27 protein-coding genes and 2 pseudogenes are annotated in these 21,681 nt (G+C 40.4%); all 29 read right to left on the bottom strand.

Annotation, left to right across the window (positions count from 1 at the left end):
- Positions 1 to 113: 113 nt before the first annotated feature.
- The 29 genes and pseudogenes from R8N28_RS11295 to R8N28_RS11150 all read right to left on the bottom strand — a co-directional run bounded on the left by R8N28_RS11295 (position 114) and on the right by R8N28_RS11150 (position 21,567).
- Positions 114 to 293: a hypothetical protein gene (locus tag R8N28_RS11295; protein WP_318183384.1), complete on the bottom strand. Its 180-nt coding sequence runs from the start codon at positions 291 to 293 to the stop codon at positions 114 to 116.
- Between the two features lie 10 nt (positions 294 to 303).
- Positions 304 to 1,821: an IS66 family transposase gene (tnpC, locus tag R8N28_RS11290; RefSeq protein WP_010451944.1), complete on the bottom strand. Its 1,518-nt coding sequence runs from the start codon at positions 1,819 to 1,821 to the stop codon at positions 304 to 306.
- Positions 1,822 to 1,880: 59 nt separating this feature from the next.
- The gene (gene tnpB / locus R8N28_RS11285) at positions 1,881 to 2,234 is read right to left on the bottom strand and encodes an IS66 family insertion sequence element accessory protein TnpB (protein WP_010451947.1); all 354 of its coding nucleotides are present in this window, start codon (positions 2,232 to 2,234) and stop codon (positions 1,881 to 1,883) included.
- Positions 2,231 to 2,557: an IS66 family insertion sequence element accessory protein TnpA gene (tnpA, locus tag R8N28_RS11280; protein ID WP_318183381.1), complete on the bottom strand. Its 327-nt coding sequence runs from the start codon at positions 2,555 to 2,557 to the stop codon at positions 2,231 to 2,233. The genes tnpB and tnpA overlap by 4 nt, the downstream gene beginning before the upstream one ends.
- An 80-nt stretch (positions 2,558 to 2,637) precedes the next feature.
- A pseudogene (locus R8N28_RS11275) lies at positions 2,638 to 2,952 on the bottom strand (DUF2846 domain-containing protein); the annotation flags it as partial.
- A 169-nt stretch (positions 2,953 to 3,121) separates the two neighbouring features.
- A complete protein-coding gene (locus R8N28_RS11270) occupies positions 3,122 to 3,748 on the bottom strand; it encodes a LysE family translocator (RefSeq protein ID WP_065274598.1) in 627 nt (208 codons plus the stop codon).
- Positions 3,749 to 4,075: 327 nt separating this feature from the next.
- On the bottom strand, positions 4,076 to 4,702 hold the full coding sequence (locus tag R8N28_RS11265) for a LysE family translocator (RefSeq protein ID WP_065274599.1): 627 nt from the start codon (positions 4,700 to 4,702) through the stop codon (positions 4,076 to 4,078).
- 129 nt (positions 4,703 to 4,831) lie between these two features.
- Positions 4,832 to 5,185: a DUF1428 domain-containing protein gene (locus R8N28_RS11260; protein WP_005387184.1), complete on the bottom strand. Its 354-nt coding sequence runs from the start codon at positions 5,183 to 5,185 to the stop codon at positions 4,832 to 4,834.
- Positions 5,186 to 5,282: 97 nt separating this feature from the next.
- A complete protein-coding gene (locus R8N28_RS11255; RefSeq protein ID WP_054728580.1) occupies positions 5,283 to 5,888 on the bottom strand; it encodes a hypothetical protein in 606 nt (201 codons plus the stop codon).
- 81 nt (positions 5,889 to 5,969) lie between these two features.
- Positions 5,970 to 6,266 carry an antibiotic biosynthesis monooxygenase family protein gene (locus R8N28_RS11250; RefSeq protein ID WP_033907479.1) on the bottom strand — a complete coding sequence of 99 codons (297 nt, stop codon included), beginning with the start codon at positions 6,264 to 6,266 and terminating at the stop codon, positions 5,970 to 5,972.
- Positions 6,267 to 6,409: 143 nt separating this feature from the next.
- Positions 6,410 to 6,697: a putative quinol monooxygenase gene (locus R8N28_RS11245; protein ID WP_017821462.1), complete on the bottom strand. Its 288-nt coding sequence runs from the start codon at positions 6,695 to 6,697 to the stop codon at positions 6,410 to 6,412.
- 128 nt (positions 6,698 to 6,825) lie between these two features.
- The gene (locus R8N28_RS11240) at positions 6,826 to 7,467 is read right to left on the bottom strand and encodes an alanine--tRNA ligase-related protein (RefSeq protein ID WP_053350311.1); all 642 of its coding nucleotides are present in this window, start codon (positions 7,465 to 7,467) and stop codon (positions 6,826 to 6,828) included.
- 142 nt (positions 7,468 to 7,609) lie between these two features.
- Positions 7,610 to 8,155 (bottom strand): GNAT family N-acetyltransferase, encoded by a 546-nt coding sequence (locus R8N28_RS11235; protein WP_053350310.1) that lies wholly within the window; start codon positions 8,153 to 8,155, stop codon positions 7,610 to 7,612.
- A 253-nt stretch (positions 8,156 to 8,408) separates the two neighbouring features.
- Positions 8,409 to 8,972, bottom strand: a complete 564-nt coding sequence (locus tag R8N28_RS11230; protein ID WP_005389307.1) for a sugar O-acetyltransferase — start codon at positions 8,970 to 8,972, stop codon at positions 8,409 to 8,411.
- A 143-nt stretch (positions 8,973 to 9,115) separates the two neighbouring features.
- Positions 9,116 to 9,529 carry an RDD family protein gene (locus R8N28_RS11225; RefSeq protein ID WP_065274600.1) on the bottom strand — a complete coding sequence of 138 codons (414 nt, stop codon included), beginning with the start codon at positions 9,527 to 9,529 and terminating at the stop codon, positions 9,116 to 9,118.
- 141 nt (positions 9,530 to 9,670) lie between these two features.
- A complete protein-coding gene (locus R8N28_RS11220) occupies positions 9,671 to 10,279 on the bottom strand; it encodes a pyridoxamine 5'-phosphate oxidase family protein (protein WP_065274601.1) in 609 nt (202 codons plus the stop codon).
- Between the two features lie 143 nt (positions 10,280 to 10,422).
- Entirely contained in the window at positions 10,423 to 10,824 is a 402-nt protein-coding gene (locus R8N28_RS11215; RefSeq protein WP_065274602.1) for a DUF2007 domain-containing protein, read from the bottom strand.
- Between the two features lie 104 nt (positions 10,825 to 10,928).
- Positions 10,929 to 11,450, bottom strand: a complete 522-nt coding sequence (locus tag R8N28_RS11210) for a GNAT family N-acetyltransferase (RefSeq protein WP_065274603.1) — start codon at positions 11,448 to 11,450, stop codon at positions 10,929 to 10,931.
- Between the two features lie 142 nt (positions 11,451 to 11,592).
- A complete protein-coding gene (locus R8N28_RS11205) occupies positions 11,593 to 11,964 on the bottom strand; it encodes a hypothetical protein (RefSeq protein WP_318183380.1) in 372 nt (123 codons plus the stop codon).
- Between the two features lie 160 nt (positions 11,965 to 12,124).
- Entirely contained in the window at positions 12,125 to 12,700 is a 576-nt protein-coding gene (locus R8N28_RS11200; protein ID WP_132937086.1) for a hypothetical protein, read from the bottom strand.
- Between the two features lie 787 nt (positions 12,701 to 13,487).
- The gene (locus R8N28_RS11195) at positions 13,488 to 13,892 is read right to left on the bottom strand and encodes a DUF1801 domain-containing protein (RefSeq protein WP_206959767.1); all 405 of its coding nucleotides are present in this window, start codon (positions 13,890 to 13,892) and stop codon (positions 13,488 to 13,490) included.
- A 112-nt stretch (positions 13,893 to 14,004) separates the two neighbouring features.
- Positions 14,005 to 14,949, bottom strand: a complete 945-nt coding sequence (locus R8N28_RS11190; protein ID WP_206959765.1) for an FRG domain-containing protein — start codon at positions 14,947 to 14,949, stop codon at positions 14,005 to 14,007.
- 630 nt (positions 14,950 to 15,579) lie between these two features.
- The gene (locus R8N28_RS11180; protein WP_132937081.1) at positions 15,580 to 15,957 is read right to left on the bottom strand and encodes a VOC family protein; all 378 of its coding nucleotides are present in this window, start codon (positions 15,955 to 15,957) and stop codon (positions 15,580 to 15,582) included.
- A gap of 192 nt (positions 15,958 to 16,149) precedes the next feature.
- Complete coding sequence (locus tag R8N28_RS11175; protein WP_262635503.1) at positions 16,150 to 16,770, bottom strand: HNH endonuclease; 621 nt, start codon at positions 16,768 to 16,770, stop codon at positions 16,150 to 16,152.
- Between the two features lie 132 nt (positions 16,771 to 16,902).
- Positions 16,903 to 17,379, bottom strand: a pseudogene (locus tag R8N28_RS11170) (GNAT family N-acetyltransferase).
- Positions 17,380 to 18,117: 738 nt separating this feature from the next.
- Entirely contained in the window at positions 18,118 to 18,651 is a 534-nt protein-coding gene (locus R8N28_RS11165) for a DUF6817 domain-containing protein (RefSeq protein ID WP_065274604.1), read from the bottom strand.
- A 199-nt stretch (positions 18,652 to 18,850) separates the two neighbouring features.
- Positions 18,851 to 20,470 (bottom strand): Shedu immune nuclease family protein, encoded by a 1,620-nt coding sequence (locus tag R8N28_RS11160; RefSeq protein ID WP_225478318.1) that lies wholly within the window; start codon positions 20,468 to 20,470, stop codon positions 18,851 to 18,853.
- A gap of 157 nt (positions 20,471 to 20,627) precedes the next feature.
- Positions 20,628 to 21,035, bottom strand: a complete 408-nt coding sequence (locus R8N28_RS11155) for a hypothetical protein (protein ID WP_132937075.1) — start codon at positions 21,033 to 21,035, stop codon at positions 20,628 to 20,630.
- Positions 21,036 to 21,168: 133 nt separating this feature from the next.
- The gene (locus tag R8N28_RS11150; protein ID WP_025519062.1) at positions 21,169 to 21,567 is read right to left on the bottom strand and encodes a DUF6232 family protein; all 399 of its coding nucleotides are present in this window, start codon (positions 21,565 to 21,567) and stop codon (positions 21,169 to 21,171) included.
- Positions 21,568 to 21,681 lie beyond the last annotated feature (114 nt).

The following is a 21,681-nucleotide window of genomic DNA, read 5'->3' as shown; positions in this document are numbered from 1 at the left end:
AAATAGGTATACTGTTTGCCAAAAATACAAAACCCAACGCTGAATGGATCTCATCAAGCGTTGGGTTACATTGATAATGTGTTTTTTAATCTAAAAAGCGTCTGTTAGTAAAACTAGATCGAAGAACAGTTTCCTTTTTCTGCCATGTCGACTTTTAGTACTTCTGCTTTACCTTTGCTTTCGTCCACGAGTTCTACGCCCGCACCACCAACAAATACACCCATTTTAATGTATTGATTAACGAAATAATTACGACCCTCTTCCGTTAAGATGTAAGCGCCCCATGAACACACGGGCGCTTTTTTATGTGTGGGAGAAGTTCCAGGGAAGAAGTGAGTCGATATCAGGCTCGGGCTTAGCCAACTCTTTCATGCACTTAACCATGTAGTCGTACAAGATAAGGTCATTCGCTTTTGCTGTCTCGATGATGCTGTAAAGCATTGCGCTGGCGTCGGCACCTCTGGGAGTGTCAGAGAAGAGCCAGTTTTTTCGGCCAATAACCATGGATTTTATTGCTCGCTCAGCCCGATTGTTATCGATAGACAGGTGACCATCTTCGACATACCGAACCAGTTTCGGCCACTGACCAACCGCGTATTTGATTGCTTTGCCTAGTTCACCTGTACCGATGACCTTTTGCGATGTCAGCCATTTATGCAGGTCATCAAGCATAGGTTTCGCCAGTTTTTGTCGTTCAGTCATTCGCTCCAGAGCAGACCTTCCTTTCAGGCGAGTTTCAAGCGCATACAGTTTTTGGATTTTTGCCAGAGCGACATCCGCTTTTCCTGTTTTGCCTTTACCTTGTACCTTCTTCGCATCCATGAACTTACGGCGAGCATGAGCAAGACAGCCAAGGTGTTCAACCTTCTCCAGGCCGTCATAGACTCGGTATCCATCCGTTTGCAGGTAGCCATTGTAGTCACCAAGGAAGCCGATGGGACATGCTCTTGAGCGACGATTTTGATAATCGTACAGCACGATGTTTTTAACGCCTTCCAATGTCGCTTCAGGAGAGTCAGCACCAGAGCAGTAAACCCACATATAGCATTGCTTATCTTCTTTAAGCACGGTTAGTGGTGTTTCATCTGCCTGGATGACCACCTGCTCCAGCAAGTGTTTGTGCAGAGCGTTATACAACGGAGTAAAACGTTCGCTGACCTGCATCATCCAGCGAGCCATGGTTGTTCTGGATAGCTCGACACCAGACTGCTCGAACAGGGTTTCCTGACGGTAAAGCGGTAGCGCGTACTGATATTTTCCAAGGATGATGTTAGCCAGAAGGCTTTCTGTCGCGAAGCTTTTAGGGATAATACTGGCAGGTGCAGGCTTTTGGCTGATGCTAACCTTATCGGCTTCCTTTTCACACTGGCGGCAACTGTACTTAGGGCGAACATATTCCAGAACCTTCAGTACTGCTGGCGTGAACTCCAGCTTTTCACAACTATCTTCACCGATTTTATGCAGAGGGTGCTGGCAGCATGAGCAGACTTTTTCATCATCATCCAGGTCCAGAACGATATGCTCACGGGGCAAGTCTTTAGGAAGCGGCTTGCGTTTACCTCGTACTTTTTTGGTCGTGGTTGTCGTTACCACTTCCTGTTCGTCAGAGGCTGCATCGACCTCGCACTCCGCTTCATTAAACAGGTCACCCTGTGCATCATCATAAGGTTTGAGTGATTCAGAGCGTTTGGCGAACTGACGGTCGATAGCTAATTTGAACTGTTCAAGCAGCGATGCCTTTTCAGCCATAAGGGCTTTTACCATCGCTTGAAGCTCGGCAATATCTTGGCTGTCAGGGTTAATATCAGGCATCTTTTTCATGGCATCCATTATACTAAAAATGCCGCTGCAACACCTGATACATCTGACTTTTATAACGATTAACTCATTGTAAAATCGTGTATTTCAACAGGCTTGTGGCCGATAATAGTGAAGCCTGAGAGCAGCCTGTCCAACTCAAATTGGTTGAGGGTAAATACCTGTTTTTTCTCCTGGGAAGGCCATTTGAACTTCGCTTTTTCCAGTCGTTTATACCAGAGCGCGAAGCCCGTTTTATCCCAGTAGAGTATCTTTATTTTGTCGCGCTGTTTGTTGGTAAACAGGAACAATGCTCCTGAACTCAGAGGCAAGTTAGTTTCACACTCAACCAGTGCGGCCAGACCGTTAATGGATTTTCTGAAGTCAACGAACTCACGATACAGGTAGATAGCAGGCGCGTTAGTTAATCCCCTCATGATGATAATGCACCGATAAGTTCGGCCAGATAATCTGTTGGCGTGCCTTGCGGGATGCTCAACTCAACATCGTTAAAGCAAAGCGTCATATTTTCTGTTGCGGAATTCGTTACCTGATAGCGAGTGGTCTGTTCAACTACCTCCGCTCGGACAAAACTGCATTGCTGGTTTTCTCTGGTTAGCTTCAGCGACCGTTGCTTTGAAAAGAAAGTTGAAGGGCTGAGTTGATTCTGTCGGCAGAACTCTCTTTGGTTAAGAGAGCTGTCTTCGTATTGCTGAAATATTTCCAGCCATTCCTGATCGCTGCGTCGTCGGTGAGCCATGATCTTATCTCCTTATTAGTGAAGATAAGATCATAAGTCTGGTGCCTGGCTAATTGAATGTGTGCTTTGTGGGGCGCTTACGTTAAGATAGTTAAGTGATTTTCAGAAAACTCAGACTCTGTACTTACTTGATGTTCTTTATTGCCTTCGACCTCATGGTAGAAAAACACACCAGGAGCGGTTTCACCAATACATTCTCCATCGACGTAAACATACTTTTTAAGTGCTGCTCCGACAAAAGCATCTTCTCGGTAAATGTAAATCCCTGCGTTCCCCTTTTGAGGTGCTTCAAATGATTTCATTTGATTTGATACTGTCGAATCAACAGTAGGAACAGAAGCACAACCTGACAAACCCAAAAGGAATGCGGAACACAGAATTACTTTATTTTTCATGTTATTAACCTAGCTACGATAAAATCGCGCCAACCATACTATAAATAAATACGTTCACTTATTGGTATTTTTGAAATTTGTGATTCAACCTATGCAATAGCACTCATTTAGCGTATAGATTGAGCAAACATTAGCCATATAATAATCACGAGAATAAAATGCCCTGTATCTAACGATCACTAAATGCCACTTTACTCGCTAGACTGATAAGTAGAATACCTGAAACACCTTCAAGAGTTCTTGAATAACGCTGAGAGTGTGGACGACTAAATACCCAATTACCCACAGAGGCGTACAAAACGTTACATGTCGTCGCAAGTACGCTGAACAGCAAGCCAAGTACTAATAATTGCATTGATGTTGAGCTTGCAGACGTATCAATAAATTGAGGCAGAAACGAGAGAAAGAATAGCGCTACTTTTGGATTCAAGACGCTGACGATAACCCCCTGAACAAACACATTTTTATTATTATCAACATTTTTGTTTTCAACGATTTTACTTTCTCCACGCCACATAGACAGTAATGACTGAACACCTAAATAAACTAGGTAAGCGGCCCCTAACCATTTAACAACGCTAAAAGCCAAAGATGAACTCAGAATTATTGCTGACAAACCTAAACATGCCGCTAGTGTATGAAAAAAGTAACCAATACCAAGCCCCAGAGCCGCTTTCAGCCCATCAGATAATTTACCTTTCATTGTATTGGAAACAATATAAATTACATCAGGTCCAGGAATCATGTTGATAGCGAGACAAGCGACAACAAATAATAATAGTGAGTTTGAATCCATTCTTTTCTCCAAATTAACGTCTTGCGGGATAACATTTCATCGAGCTACAAGTAATGCAACGTCCAGGTTTCAATTGGTTATATTTAGTATTAACAACACGTTACTAATACTACAGCACTGCGCGAAGAGCACAATCATGAACAGTGATACGAATTAAATTATGGGCCTTTGTTAGCCCTTTGAATGATAATATTTAGCATCGTTTGGTTGTAAGCTTTTTCTAGCCAGCAGCTCTTATGGAAGTTAACAAATCGGCTACTTAGTATACTTAATAGACCGTCAAATCAGATAGATTATCTATTCTTATTTCTTCAAGCCTTTTTTGCTTCATTTTCCTGCCTCACTAAGCAGCAACTTAATACTTGCCACACCAAAAAATAACGCGAACACGCCTTCAAAAACTGCTTTGGATCTGAGATAGGTTTGCCTGACCTTTTTATACGCGAAAAGAAAAGCATAGCCAAAGAAAACCAAAGCACTAACCAGCCCTACAACAAAAATGACCGACAACAATTCCAACGGACTGGCCGTAGGAGGAACCCCTATCGAATAAAGCGCACCAAAAAACAGAATAGCCTTTGGGTTAGTTAAGTGAATTAACACTCCGGTTAAGTAGTTACCCTTCTCTGTCGTTACGTATGTTTTGGGTAACTTTAGCTGCTCGATGTTGCAGGCAGAATGTACGGACTTTAAAGCCAAATATAAAAGATAAAATGCCCCACAATATCTAAGAATTTCAAAAAGCCAAACATTGCTATAGAGTATGGTTGCGAGACCAAAAGCGGCTGAGGTTGACCAAAATAAAGACCCCGTTAAAACACCTGCAGCCAAATACCCACCAAAGCGTCGACCGTGGTTCATTGACGTGCCTGCTATCGCAAGAGTCGCAGGTCCGGGGCTAGCGATGGTAGCGATAGCTGATACGACAATCAGTGAATAATTTATCTCTTCCATTTTTACTCTAAGCCTCCAAATGGAGTTTTATCAACACTTATCGCGGAATACTCTATTGAACGTACATCAGAAGCGTAATACTGATTAAAACACCAAGTGTCACGAATCGAGTTGAGATTATTTGGTATTTTACTGCTCCAAAATAACATCAAATCCGCCATAAATGAGACGCTTTCCATCAAAGGGCATTGGGTTATTGTCTGGACTCATTCGAGGATCACCCATGATCCGCAGCCACCCTGAGTCTCGAACTTCTTTTGAAGGCCAGACTACCCACGAAAACACAACGGTTTCGTTGCTTTCAGCGTTAACTGCCATGGGAAATGATGTGATCTCACCATCTGGTACTTCACTCCCCCACGTCTCAACAACCTTTAAGGCCCCAAACTCCCTGAACATTTCTGCTGCTATTTTTGCGTGTGCGATATACTTTTCTTTATTCGCTGTCGGCACTGCAGCGACAAACCCATCAATGTATGACATAAGTAAACTCCTTTCATTGGAGTTATAACCATAGCTCAATAAAAAGAATGCACATGATGCCAAACCATAGAAGCAGGTACGTAATACAGCTTGAGAGCTACATTCCTAGCTTGGACTTTATATGCATATTTGAAAGGTATGTGTTTGGATCAAGCTTGGTTAGCATATTTATAATCTCCAAAACACTCGAATACTCAATACGTTCCTCTTCAGCATGCCCGATCCCACCTATTGTAAAGTGAGTAAAGCGGTAATCACGATAAACGTTTTGCAGCTGGCTAGAAATATCTTTGAGTAATCTTTTACTGAGGGCGAATGCAGGGTATTCACTACTTTCTGAAAGCTCTGCTGTAGAGCCAATAGATACAATATTGCATTTATCGTTAAGTGAACCTAAAGCGTTAAGCTCATTGACTAAATTAAGATACCCAATCGGACCAACATTCATAAACTCAATCAGTTCGTTTGTTGTCAATTCTGAAGACTCTCCCCACATCGACGCCAAATAAACTATGATGTCAAACTCTACACCTTTGAAGCACGTATAATCTGGCTTTTTACCGGGATCAACGTCAATACAAACAGAAGCGACTCCCTCCTCAACTAGCTTTGATCTAGAAATCGCATAAATTTCTGTACCCTGTAAGTTCGTAGCCAAGAACCTTCCTAGACCCTTACTACCTCCAACGATTAAAATCTGCATAACCCTATTCCTTGGTTAAGGTTGTCTTTCATATTGTCCGCCAAACTGTTCATTAGGCATCACTTTAACGTTTCTATTGCCCTACTTAGTTCTATCTTCAATTTCATCGAATGGTTCAACTGAAATACGCTCTGCAATTTCACTCATCTTCTTCATTTTTTCTGGGTTACTAGTTCCCCAAAACCGCTCCCAGTCTTCACGTGTTCGCCACTTGGCAATAGTTAAAACCTTTTCCGGTACATCGTAAGAACGAAGCATAAAACTACCAAGCGCCCCTTCTACTGACTGATGAATTGAATCTGTCGTCGAACGCCATATATTTTGAAACTCATCCATTTTTTCACTTGGCACACGCCATTCATACACAACTCTAAACATAACACTTCCATTAAAATTTCTAGATTTAATACGGCAAAGTATCAAGAACACTAAGCCAGGTTAATAGATGAATAAAGCAACATAGCAGAGCGTAGAGCAACCTAAAAAACAAAGCGTAAACGCTCTAAATCACTCCGATTCGATTAGTCATGCACACATTCAAAGATTTCGTATTGACGTTTAACATTGGCGGTTACTTTTCCCCAATGTGAGGCTTGAACTCTTTCCTGATGTTGCTTAAAAGAGGCTTTGTCGACGAACTCCTCATAGACATCAAAACGAAAAGGATTAGTCGAGCTTTGAGTCACAAGAAAAGTAAGGCAGCCCGGCTCTTCTAACGTGAGCCTTTTGTGAATTATTAACGCATGTTTTACTAATTCTAAATCCTTTTCCGGAACTAAAATAAAGCCTTTCAATGTTACTTTCGACATATCATCCTCTCGCCCCTGTTAAGAAGTAGCCAACACGCCCTCAATCTCAACCATCATATCGCAAATGTGAATCTCACCATGAATTAAAATGCCACGTGTTAGGAATCTATTTCTAATGCCCTATCGACCTACGAGCATAAGGTTATCTCTACCCTTTCTTTGCCTTTACCGATGTTCTTGCGTTTTAATTGAATTTGGCCGACTTCTGATGTGCGCTTTAAGTGAGTGCCACCGCAAGGCACTTGCGCAAACCCATCCACTCTCCAATACCTTCTTTCACTCTCTTGATCGGAAAAGTCACTAATAATGACTGAATCAGAGTTAATCAAATCTTGCACATCAGTTTCAATTTCTTTCAATAGCGGGCCAATACTTTCAGACCACTCGAAATCTATGCGACTCTTATTTTCAGAAATATGCGCGCCTATCTTAACAATGCCTTCCCGACGCTGATAAAACATCTCGAGCACCACTTCAGCCGCAAAGTGTAGCTTCATTAAGGCGTATCTACGCTTCCAATCAATATTCGTAGTTACAATGTCACCAAGAGTAAAATTTGGAGAGGATTCCAATGTGTAAATAAGTCGAACACCTAACTTTTGAGCAATCAAAACCGGAATACCATTAATCGTTCCTTTATCACTCTCTTGGCCTCCAGACTCTGCAAAGAAGATAGTCTGGTCCAATTCAACCTTATTTCCGTCTACATTGCTCACTCTTGAGTTAAGTTCTGTTTGGTAGGGATTAACCCAAAATAATTTCTCGCTCATGCTGCTATCCTTGCAGTAAGTCCTATCTTTGATAGTACATTCAGTGACCACCAAGTCAATTCAAGAAACCTCACCGTCAAATGTAAGGCTGTGTATAGAGCACGAGCAGGCTAGACCTATTAGATGCGTTTAAGGCCGGATACTAAACGCTGTCTAAGGGTTTAGCTAACAACCCGTAAATTGCGGAATCTGAGACTACTCCATTCACTTCCCAACGCTGCCTTAGGAAACCTTCCTTTATAAAACCTAACCGTTCCAAGACTTTACCTGAAGAAGCATTGTCTGGATCTATCTCAGCCTCGATTCGACGTAGATTCAGTGTTTTGAATGCGTGTTCGATTAATGCAGTTCCCGCCTCTAATACAATGCCTTTACCCCAGAAATGACGACTCACGCCAAAGCCAATTTCTGCGCGCCTAGACTCTTTCACGTGATTAAACAGCATTATCTTACCCAGAAGTTGGCCATTGCTCTTTAGGAAGATGCCTAGTGTCACTTCTGTATTCCTATTCATGGCCTGTGTACTCTTGGCTATAAATGTCCGCGCTTCTTCAATTGAAACCCAAGGGCCAGAGTTCCAATATTTCATGACCTCATGGTCTGAGAAGATGTCAAACAATTCGCTTGCATCATCTTCAACTAGCTCTCTTAGAATTAATCGTTCCGTTTCAATCTTTGTTACTAACATTTTGGGGTCAGCCTTTTGGTTCGTTATTGGTGACGAAAATCCAATAAAAGTGTGAGACACGTAATACAAATGATTTCGTATGAGACTTTTAAACAAGCTCAACGCACGGCAAAAGCGCCACGTGTAACGATTCTATATTGAAGCAAATTTTAGACATTCAAGTGCGTCAACAAGTAACCGCTGAACGCATCAAAGCTTGGAGTGAGTTGATCATAAGTCCTAAACACAGGCTCAAAATAGTCCATATACTTTATTATCGCTTAGTGACGATTTCCTTCAGTACTCTGGCTGGGTTGCCACCAACAACGACATTGTCTCCAAAACTCTTCGTAACGACTGCGCCAGAGGCTACCACCACGTTGTTCCCAAGTGTTACGCCAGGGTTGATTACGGCATGGCCACCTATCCAACAATTGTCACCAATGTTTATGGGCTTTGCTAGCTCTAAACCACTGTTCCTCTCGATAGGATCTAAGGGATGAGTCGCAGTATAAATGCCAACTTGAGGCCCAAGTAAACAGTTATCACCAAACTTAACTTCCGCAACATCCAAAATCACACAACCAAAATTAGCGTAAAAATTATCTCCAACGTGAATGTTGGATCCGTAGTCGCAATTGAAAGAAGATTCAACATGAATATCGTCACCTGTTGTGCCGAACAGGCGCTTAGTGATTTGAACTCGCTTTTGTTTATGCTCAACAGAGGTGGCATTCAATTTTTCAGTTAGTAACCTAGCGCTCAACCTTAACTTTAATAACTCTTCATCACTTGGGTCATAAAGCTCACCTGCTAACATTTTCTCTTTTTCTGACATAAAACTTGGACTCCAATACCAATTTTCTTACAACGCTACATTAAGTATGTGAGTAACGCTACCACCTAAGCAAGGCTGTTCCACCACGAAAACAAAGCCCGACTTGAACCCAAGTCCTCAGCGTTAACAATTTTTTCAACAAACTAGTGCACTACCACCACCGTTCTCACTAACTTATCACCGAGCCGTTGCCTCTTTTTACCAAGAATGAAAATTGAGTCAATAAAACCTAAGAATGGAGTAATAACATTTCGAAAGAGCGACTGAAAAATATTGCACTTTTTACCCGTTCTTGCACTTATAACTGCAATGCCCAAAAGTTTTTTACCCACACTTTGACCATTTGGTAAACAATCAGAAAAAAGGTAATACGATACAGTCGCAGTTACTGCTGTAGCGCGCACAAGCTCTTTTTCAATACCGATTTCTAAGCCGCCCCATAAAACGAGCGTAAAAATGCTAAAACTGACAAAAAGATCAATCATTTGTCCAACACACCTAACTCCCGGACTAGCCAAAACGTAATTTTCTAGAGTAAATTTTCCTGCATTTTTCATTTTAAAATTTGGACTAACAATTGTTTATTTGTGAACTAACGCTATTGAGACAGTAACATCCCCACTAAACCTAATCCATACTTCCGCATAGTACGGTCGAACCTGATTTTTCTATCTTTTCAATATATTACCACGCTCGTTCTAAAGGCTAGATTGGTAATATTTCAACATCTCTTCTTGATTAAGCGCTTTACTTTCTAACTTTTGTTGATCTTTAAAGATTTGAGCTAATGAAGGGAGAATTGAGCGATTTACTTTATAGTCATCAGACCAAAGTTTCCCTCTCATCACCGCTTTCGCACAATGAAAATACATACTCTCTATGACTATTTTGATAACAACCTTAGGATCTTTACTTCCATCGGGGCAAGCAGATATCAAGTTGGCGTCGGTGTGAATACTTGCGATTCCTTTAATACGGAGCACTTCATCAATACCATTTACCATCAATAACAACCCTACCTTGGGGTTACTAATGATATTTTTTAGACTATCGATACGATTGTTCCCCGAGCTATCAGGGAGCAACAATGTTGATTCATCTAAAACTTTTACGAAGCCAGGCTCTCCTCCTTTAGGAGAGAGATCGATATACCCTTGTGAATCAGCGGTACTTAGAACTGCAAAATGGCAATTATTAATTAATGTAATCGCATGAACATCCAGCACAGGCAGAGCTTTATTTTTAGCTCTCGCACTTGGCTCTGCGTAAATTTCTTTTAACTGCTCTATTGTGTTAATTTCACTCATTCAATGTTATTCCTTCACTATCGTATAATACTTTGCTTGTAAGCAAGCAGTAACTCTGACTTCTTGTATAGGCACTCGACCTAACTCATCGTAAAAATACTACGAGTACAAGTTATCTCTTTAATGCCTTGTTATCTAAAGATTTAAAGTTTTTCACTAAACTCCCCACACTGCTTACACTTATAACCATGCTTGTAAAAAAACAGTGGAAAACCCAGTAAAATAAAAACTAAGAAAGCTGGACGTTTACCTTTTGTAAATGCAAATAGATCTTTACTACCACATTTAGGGCAAACGTCTTTTTCTTCATCAACGTCAACTTCATTTCCCAATGATTCTGAGAAATCGCTACTAAGTATTTTTTTCGCATCTTCTGCATCACTTTCGGCCACCATCAGACGGACGCCGCCAATTGCATTTGAATAAAGCCACTGAGTATTTACCGTGTGCTCGTCAGCGATGTAACTTTCTATTCCGACACTATCTAGGCTTACTCTCGCAATATGAGCTTCATGAGGAAAAGAAAACCTTGCTACTACAATCACATATTACTCCTTGTGGGAAAGCGCTCTCGTAACGTATAAGAAACGCTAATTGAAAATGCCACGTGTAGTATTTCTTTTTTAACAATTTATTAGCCCACTACAGACTAGTACATATACCCTAACCAATCTATATGACCAACAGCCCAAGTTTTACCGCTGATAGGTTTAACATATAAATCATCTAGTTGCTCTACAGCGACACCGTAATTTTTATGTTCGTGAACTCGCAACCAAGAACTTAGAGAGTTAAGGCGCATATAACCATTAGCCACATAAAAACGCTCCAAATCGGAGACTAAAATGATGAAGTCGACATCTTTAGTGGACGCATACTCGCTGAGTTGAGACAACATTTTTGTGCCAATACCTTGTCTTTGAACTGTGCTCTCGACACAAAAGTCACTCACACCTAATACTTTATAAATTTCATCACCAACGCGAACAACTCTGTAGTCTAATCCCATGTAACCAACTAACTGATCACCTTCGTAATTCAGAACTCTCATATGCGGGAGTTGCTTATAGTAAGAGCGAGTAACTTGATGTTCAGGAAACGACTTGTTTCTAAGAGCTTCAATTGCATTATGCTGCGCTTTAGATAACTCGATTTCTGGGTAAATATCCATATTTGACCTTTGAGTATTAATGACCTTTTGGAGGTGAGCAACGCAATACCGAGCCTTCCGCATACCGCCTTAAACACGAAAACCAACGCATAGTAAAAATGCCACGCGTTGCGAATCGCTATTGAACAGTTTGTTATGCTAATTACTCCAGTTGCCAAACCTCTGTAGATTTAAATGCATACATATACAGCGGGTACAGGTAAACAAGCATCAGTCCCATCCCTGTAACAAAAAAGAACAAGGTTCCTGGACTTAGATAAGTCAGTAAGAAGAACACACTAAATATTGCAATGCCCAGCATAGCAAGTGCATTTATCCCAAAGATGATGATCGCTAGCACTTTGCTACCGACGGCAACTCGATAACTAAAGCCGTAAAAGCTGACAAGAGATATTGCGGATACAAATGAGCCTATAAATGCTCCAATATTTAACTCTTTAAAAAATGGGAGTTGAAGAATGCTTAAAACCGTTAAGAAACACATTACCCAGAATACAAACTTCCACTTTTTCACGAATCTTCCTCATTCGTAGAACGCCCACGTAAGTGGAGAGCACCGCGACCACAACACTCAACCATTACACCGTAAACACTAAAACCAATTCAAACCAAAACCGCCAAGCATTACGAATCCGTCTTAAAGCGGTTGTTAGACGTCTTGAACTCACTGATAACTACCATACTCTCCACCATGGTTTACGTTCTAAATTAAACACATTATTGGCGAGTTGGTTTAGCTTTATAGCCTGACTTTCAGACAAATAGAACCAGATACTGGCTTGTCCATTATCCTTTGGATAGAAATCGAACCCCGGTTGGCGTAAATCGCTTAGTATAATTTCGATAGTTTTAGCATCAGCCCAATCATCGTCTATTTCAGGCTTTAGCAACCTTTTAACACCATCAACTGAATATTGGAGCTCTGCATAATGTTCTTCTAGGTTTACAGTATCTCGCAGCCCCTCTAAGTCCTTAGTTCTGCCTGTGATTCGATGGAACTGCTTTACTATTTCAATATAGGAACCATCCTCTTCAATCGCCTCTGCATCGAAATTCCACGCCTGATCACAAACAAACCGTCCCCATGGTTCTTCTTCAATCTCTATTCCGTATACAAAAAGAATTAAATCAAAAGGGTTCGATTCGTATTCTTCTCTAGAATATGAAAGGAGTAAATCGTTAATAGTCACACCTTTATTCAACGACAACCCTATGTCTGATAACTTCTCAATTTGTTCTTCGAGTTTCATTAGCTAATATTCCATAGTCCATTTCATAGACGCCTAACGCCGCGTTAAGTAGTGAGCAACGCAATACCTATGCTACCGCATACCACCGTAATCACGAAATCAACGCATAGTAAAAATGCCCCGCGTTGCGAATCACTCTTTAGTAGTTTGTTAGTCACGAGGCACCGAGCGATAATTTTAAGCCAAACTAAACTTTGCGAACAACAAACTTTATGTGCTTTGATGCACTTAAGTCTGGCGTAGTCTCAAAGCGACTATTCAATGAAACCAATTGGAACAGCAAACGCCGCAGAAAACGGACTGATAACACCCAAAAAGCGCTTTTTGAAAACCAATCTAACAGTGCGGACTTTCAACAAAGTCACTGAAACCAAGTGGAATTTACAACACCAAAGAAAACGTCATTTCAGAGAGTAAATCGGCTTTTGTACCAACAAACTCACCGAGTGGCGTTGCAACCAAAAACAGACTCTTGATTGCCCTGCTCTGTCAGCACCGAAGTACAAAACAGCAGCTAGGACAGTTACAAAACTTTGGATTTGAAGCTGTTGAAACTGAGTTTTGACCATCGACGACACACCGGCGTATCAAACGATCATCAGCTAAATTTTAAGCTTAGAAACGTAATTTTGATTGCTAACTTTTTCTGGCGACTAACGCCGCGTTAAGGGGGGGGAAAGCGCCACCACCCGACTTAAACCATTATGCCATAAACACTAAAACTGATTAAAACCAAAAATGCCAAGCGTGGGGAATCCCTCTTGAACGCTTTGTTATGTGAATTTTTTCACGCGCCCAAAAGAGGCAAATTTTTACGCTGCTGATAAGTTAAAGCCAACTCTAAACAGGACTTGATTGCTGTTTCTGGCAACACTTGCGATATGGACAGAACGATTGCTCTTTTTCCCTGAAACACCAGTTCTTCACCATACAATTCTCGAAATGTATCGACTAACTTAGTTTGGCAGTTAAAGAACAGGTAATAATTGTTAGGGGATTTCAGCTTCCAGTCCATTCTTAGCGGGCTGACTGTTTTTACACTATAGCTGGGTTCACCCCACTTTAGAGTTTCATCGACTTCACCCAGCTCCAAATCAGATGCGATTTGAAAGACTAGATTTCGTAGCTCCTCTAGCCTAATACGAGCATTTTCCGGATATTCCTCGAAGCGCTCTTTGACTACCTTGTTCACTGGAACCTTCTATTCACATAACGCCGTATTAAGGTGTGAGCAACGCTTGGCTATACTTGAGCTAAGCGAAACTGCCAAGCGTTGCGAATCACTCTTAAATGCTTTGTTAAGTTCATTTATTGTTATCGTGATATGCTCCATTGCTAAGCATCCGTTTGGTAAAAGCTGGTGTCGCTTTCCAGAGTAAATTTTCCGATTCACATTCGAGGCTACGATTTGCAAATTCAGCAGCACCAACAAGATCAGGAAAAAGAGAGCCGCTATGTATATTCATAACCGTTAAATGACGTAAAAACGCTTCTCTTTGCGTATTCGGTATTTCTATTTTGTAAAGAATTGGGGCCATCCCATTTAAGTCGATATTATTTTCAATAAACTCTTCTATATCTTCACCGTTTGGTATACGCGTAAACAAACCACTTTGACTAATTATTCTGGAGTTTTCATCAGTTAACCCTGAGAGCACCATAATAGTGTCAGATTCTTTTATTTCCTTATGACAGTACTCTGGCGAGTTAATAAAAATCTCCATCATCCCATCATGCGAATAAGCCCAAATAGCTCGGCAACCAGATTCATCTGGATCTGCTTCACTAAACGCAAAGTATGCTGAAACATAAGGATATAAAGTCCAGTCTAGGAGAGGGGTTGCTAAACCAAAATGTTGACCTAATGCCCACCATTCAATATCTGACAATGTCTTAGGTAACTGTCCGCGACGACCTGTACACGCCTTTTTAAATGTGCTTATTAGCCTATCTAACACTTCATTTCTAGGATCTAGACTCAAATTCAGATTCCTTTCAACCAGATATATATTTTGCTCTGATAACCCCTTAGAAGGCTCTGCTTCATCTAGCTTTTTTAGGGCTAACCTATATTCACGATCGAATTTTGAACGTAACGGCCAATTGGAGCTTTTTTGTCCTCGAAAAACATATTCATTCCAATCAAGAAAGTCCTTTTCAATTAGTGCTTCAAGCTCATACCAATTATTGACTCGTACCGTCGCGAATGCTTTTCCACAATTCCAATCTGGAACTTTAATATTGCACATTTATTTACTCCGAATTAAATGAAACTTAACGCCTTGTTAAGGTGTGAGGCACGCAATACTGAAGCTCCCGCATAACACCTTAACCACTAAAACCAACGCATAGTAAAAATGCCAAGCGTGCCGAATCACTCTTGAACAACTTGTTATGAGACATTTTTTCGCAATAGATTCTTTCTGTGTTTTTGATACTGCCTACTCTTAAAAATCCAATCACTGCTTGCGAGAAATACCGCGCCAATGACAGTAACTAAGTAAAGCCGGTACGAAATAAAAGGCGACAAGTTCAAGTAAAAATCGTTTTGAACAAATGCAGTACCAAATACAAATGGTACACAGAAAGCTAATCCATGAGTAAGACAGTGTCTGAGAAAGCCTCCCTTTTGAATCTTTAGCCACTGAACCTGTTTTTTCCGTTCCATCTATTCCACTCTATTCTGCATTTTTCATGGTGGCTCATAACGCCGCGTTAAGGGTGAATGCCATACAAACCCACCTTCCGCAGACCACGTTCACCACAAAAACTCAACGCATAGTGAAAATGCCACGCGTTGCGAATCCCTCTTGAACAGTTTGTTATGTTGAAACTCAGCACGTGTTTTACATTAAACTTTTACCGCATTTTCAACTGCATCAAGACTTCCAGGTGTCAAAGACAGCCTCAATATTATGACCATCTGGATCATGAACGAAGCATGCATAATAGTTCTCGGTATAGTGAGGTCGCGGTCCTGGAGCTCCGTTGTCTCGCGCTCCTGCTGAAATAGCTGAGTCATAAAACTCTCGAACCTTTTGCTGACTCGCCACACGAAAGGCAATATGAAAGCTCGTTAAAGCACCCTCAGCCTTAGCACTACAGATCTCGAATAAGAAGCCCTTACCGAGGTCGAAAGCCCAAAATTTACCTTTTCCACCAAATGCAATTTTGTACCCTAGTGGACTAAAAGCTTCTTCATAAAACTTCCGGCTTCTTTCTAAATCACTAACGGGAATTGTAACGTGATCAATCATGTATATACCTAAGATATTGTGTGGAACAAGAGATTAGCTGAATACCTGTGGGCTTTGAAGCACTATTTAACATAACGCCCTGTTAAGGGGTGAGCAACGCAATACTCAAGCCGCCGCATACCACCACCTTAAACACTAAAACCAACGCATAGTGAAAATGCCACGCGTTGCGAATCCCTCTGAAACAGATTGTTAGGCTATGTTTTCCTCGAACCAAAAGTCATGTTGATTCAATTGAATGTCAAATCCACTTTTGGATAAAAAGTTAATCTGCTCTCGATTGAACTCTACTCCGTGCTCTTTTTTGAACTCCCTCATTTGACATAAAAACCTAAACTCCTCAATGTCTTTAGTTCCTTTTGAGGAATTACAGGTTTTACAACACGGAAATAAATTTGAGAATTCTGTTTTACCTCCTCGAGACTCGGGGAAAAAATGATCAACAGTTAGCGTTTCAAGCGTTAATCCAACCCCGCAGTAGTAGCAAAAACCGGAGGTTTTGCTAAAAACATCCGACCTATACTTTTTCACGGCGCTCTTTCTGTCATTTGGTTTAACAGTATGGTCGAGGAAATCTGGATCTACTTTGTTTTCATCAAACAAATGAATGTACTTTTCATCAATCTCCCAAGGACCGTCATAAGAAAAAGCTCTTGCTAAAATTTTGCAAGCGTTTCGAGAACATCCGACAACGGTGTAGTTTATACCCTGCTCATTTTCATACCACCCTTCAACCTGAGACATAAAACCCCCATGAACTAGACAGCATCCTTTATTAAGCCTATTTAAGCGCTCTTCTACTTTCTTTCTCATTGCTTCCTCGGAGCCTAACGCCCTGTTAAGGGGTTAGCAACGCAATACCGAAGGTTCCGCATAACACCTTAACCACTAAAACCAACGCATGGTAAAAATGCCACGCGTGCCGAATCACTCTTAAACAGTTTGTTAGGTGCGTAGCCAAAGTTGGTAAAAGTCTGTTTCATCGTGCTTGGGATTATTGCGCACGAACTCCCAACCATGGCGCTTATAGAATGTGAGAGCTCGATGGTTAGTTCGGCTTACTGAAAGTACAGCACGCAAACAACCCGCTTTACTCAACGTCCTTACAATATAATCCTGCAATTTTGCAGCGAGTCCTGAACCACGAAAATTCGGCTTTAAGTAAATGAGATGCACATAGCCAGTCTCCGGCTCGGGTGAAAAGCTACGAAACTCTAACTGCCCTGCAAACTGACCATCCACAAATATATGGATATAGAACCATCCTGATGCTGCTAACCGGTCTAATACTCATTCACGATACCCACTGATGAAGTCGTCGAAACCATCGTAATGCCCAAAACTACAAAAGTATGCATCTTTTCTCGCAGCAACGCACAATTCGAAATCATCAATGTTTATCTGCTGAAAAGTAATTTCCATACTTACCTTTTCCTTCAAGCACCTAACGCCGCGTTAAGTAGTGAGCAACGCCACCACCACACCTAAAACATTGTGCCGTAAACACTAGAGCTGAATCGAACCAAAAATGCCAAGCGTTGCGAATCTGCCTTAAACGCTTTGTTAGGGCACTTCTCGCTTGACATGAGTGCTTAAATGCATAGTATAAATTTCAAGCGGTTATCCGCGAGGTGTCAGGCAAAATTAAGGTAACTAAATACCAAAAGTAAGATACTGAAACTAACATAACTGAATAAAGATTAGAGTAAAGAGCTACATAAACTAGACTACTATTTCAATGCTTAAGATGCTAAAGCTCATAAGATTGAAGACAAACACTAATTTTAAAACTCTCTCTAATTTAACTTAAAACGACTAATTTCAATATACCTGAAACTCAAAACACACCTTCAAGCCTGATAGTCACCAACCCTTAGAGGCGTTGACTATGAAGATTAGTTTTAGTGTTTCTGCAGCATTTCACGCTTGGTTTCTGAAACTTGAGTTTGCTTTCGACAGAAGTAACTCTAGCCAAGGTGAAGCAGAGGAAGCTTAAATTCCAAGCCCACTGTTGATATGGTGGGCTTTTTTACGTTTGTACCCTAACGCTCTGTTAAGGGATGAGTAACGCAATACCGATGTTGCTGCATACCACCTTAATCACTTAAACCAACGCACAGTGAAAATGCCACGCGTTGCGAATCCCTCTTGAACAATTTGTTATGCGAAATTCGACAATGCTGATTTGTACGCCTTTCTAGCATCGAAACTTAAGTAGTTGTCCATACCTTGGAACAGTTCAAATAGCTCAGCACCATATTTGAGTTTGAACTCTTCACTGCTATAAACAAGCTCTAGCTCATTAGCGACAGTTAACTCGCAAAACAATTTCACCGTTGCACTGTCGAGTTTGAATGTTGAACCAGTAAATCGATCTTTAAATTGGATTTCTGGCACTTTGCCAAATTGAGGAAATACATAGTCTCGGTCACATGAGCAGTACAAGTAAACCAAAGCTTCTTCATCACACCCAATAGTTCGTGCTATTTCTTGGCGCTGACTTAGCGACACCATATTTTCATCGAAGCCCGCAGTTCCATAAGCAGCATGAAAGAGACCTGCAATTTGAAGTAACTCGCTACTACCCCAACTTATCAGAACATTTTCAGTCCCTTTAAGGTGCGCTTCCAATGAACCGTTAAGGTGTTGAAAGTCACCTGCACCAAGCTCTTGTAGCATTCCAAACTTATCCATAAATATCCATTTCCTTTAGGTCGCATAACGCTTTGCTAAGGTGCAGCTAACCAACCATTAAGTTCAAGCAAAGCCACCGTAATCACTAAACTCACCCAAACCAAAAATACCAAAGGTTAGCTGTCACTCTTAAGCAATTTGTTAGCATTCGCTTATTAGAACGCCAGAACACATATTAATAACGGCATAGATGCATTTACTAGTTTAAGCCACCAATCATTCCCATAAGCCGTTTCATTCGCTCCAACAAATCATCATAGGTTATTATCTTTACCTTACGATTCACATTTAATGAAAACAAAATTTGTTTTTGGTCTTCTGAGAGGTCTTTTGAGCGACCAATAACGACAAAACCTTCAGGATTATACTGATTCGTTAACCATTTCGGTGCATTATTTGTCCCTAATCTAATTTCGTTAATCCAGTCTTCCACTTGTTGAGATGCATGAGTAACTTTTTTTCTTATACGGTTGGACTTCGTAAATATTTTATCACTATGACGCTCCAGCTCAACCAATACTACTTTTTTGTCGACTTGCTCATAACGTATAACTAAGTCTGCTCTATAGCGACCTATTCTAACTTCGCTGAACATAGAGGCCATATGACTATCTAAAATTTGTGGATTTTTATTTAAAAATTCATGTAGCTCTTTTTCTTTTGTCGATCTACTACCAATTAGTCTACAGAAATGAACAAATCTATTTTCCAGTTTCGTAGAATCAGAAATTTTGGGGCATAAACTAGATATTTTCTCTCTAAGAGCTTGTTCTTTAGTTTTAATAGGAATACCTGAGTCTTCAATTTCTTCGACACCTATCGGAGGCATCAACTCTCCTCCTCCCTCAGACAAAACTTTCACATCAGTGTTCTTAAATTCACCTAATATTACCGCTGGAACCATACTAATATCCATTGCTGCATAAGCAAGGTATACAGGATAATCGTCATCAGTTATGAAAACATTACCATCTTCATAGATAAGCAACTCAGAAAAAGAAAAGCCAAAATCACACATTTTGTTAATGTAAGACTGAATTCTTTCTTTCGGAATAGATAATGCGTATTCAATATCACGTGGCTTAATAATATTTAATGGAACTTCTGCTTTATAGCATTTTATTTCATTTTTATGAGCCTTAACTATTAAATCTAATAAATAGTCATTATCAGTAAGCTTATCTTGTTCATCAACAATTATTAAATCTTTTGTTAATACTGGATACTCGTAACGGTGATAGGCTATTAAACATCGGAGAGCAAATACGGCATACTCATTTGATTGCACACTTTCCTTAGATATATGAATCCAGCCATTAATGGTAAAAAGAGAAACAAATGGCTCTGGTTCTTTTTTACACACTCGAATTTCTAGGCGTACTGCTTTCTTCGTTAAGTACTCTCTATCGAAAATTGTTATAGAATAGACTAAACCAGCGCCTTTAAGCTCTTCTCTTTGAATTAACACTCCTTTTTCTACATCTTGAATACGAGAAGTTATAAAGCAAAACTCAGGAAGAGGTAATGTTTCCAATTGAGATATCTTAGACTTACATTCCTCAAGCTGTGGTAAATCGCCTTCAGAATAAACTAAATCTTTTTTTATCATTAAAATTGCATTATACATATCACCAACTAAGGGGTTGGCTTGATAGTGCTCTAAAATCCAACTTTTTATTTCTTCTGAACTTCCTATCCTTTTTTCTCCTTCCGAAATCTCTAGTAGAAGCTCTCTTCTGAGCTCACTAAGCATTGAGAAAACTCCATTTTCAGATGAAGGAGTTCCTAAATTCTCTACTCTTTTCGTTACAAGTTTCATTATAATCCTTCAAAACCTGATTGACGCTATTTGCATGCTAACGCCGCGTTAAGTGGTTAACAACGCTGACAACCGAACCTAAGCCATTGCACCGTAAGCACAAAACTCAATTTGAACTGAGAATGCCACGCGTTGTGAATCCGTCTTAAACGCCTTGTTATAACTTCAGATACGTGTGGATTGTTGTATGTAGGTTTTTAAACCCTGTTAGCTCAAATTCCAGTACCCATGAGGATTCAAGTGTCATAGGTAACTTTCCATTTGTCGATTCACCAAATTTAATTTCAGTGATATCAACAGGACTATGAGCTGCAAAGAAGTAAACTGACCCATCAATATACCCGTCATCTGGGTTTACAGGGAAAGTAAATGTTCTACCAGTAAGTTCATTAAGCTCTGTAGGTAAATTAATACCGTTTAGGCTAATTACAGTTTCTATTGTCTCAGAATAGTCGTCTAGACTAAGTTCAAACGGCTCTATTCCTATCTCAAGTGAGACGTCGCCATCGACACCAGAAATCTTTGCACTTGTAAATTTGAGCTTTTCTATCGGGAAATTTTCCACTCTTCCTCCTGAGTTATAACGCCGCGTTAAGGTGTGAGGCACGCAATACCGAAAGTTCCGCATAACACCTTAACCACTAAAGCCAACGCATAGTAAAAATGCCACGCGTGCCGAATCACTCTTGAACAATTTGTTATACGAATTTCTTCAGTGCCAACACTTGCTGTTCAAATAACTCACAATCTGACTTTGAGTATGACTTAGCGACATTAACCCATTGAACGCCCGTTTCATCTATGTGGCGAAACTCGACTTGAAGTGCATATTTAGAACAACGAAAAAGAGCAAAAACCAAACCTACAACCGTCAGACTAAGAACTAAAACTAGTAGCCATTGTGGCACCTCTTCCAACCTTGGAATAACTAACCAAACTGCCCCTGAAAAAACACACACCCAGAATAAAACTTGACCTAAATTATCAAGAAAACTTAACTTTTTAACCCTAACATTGTTTATCTTAGACAAAGGATATGAGTCTTTCTTAAACCTGAACTCTTTTGAATCCAAGTTAAAATCAGTATTTTTGTACATAATTTCCCTCTATTCGTATAACGCCCTGCTAAGGGGTTGTAGTGGCATAGTGAATTTGGTCACTTAGTTAGAGGTGATATCATCACCTCATAAGTTAACAGGTGACATTATGAC

The sequence above is a fragment of the Vibrio sp. Vb1554 genome (genome assembly GCF_033344235.1).
This window is presented reverse-complemented; position numbering and strand designations above follow the sequence as displayed.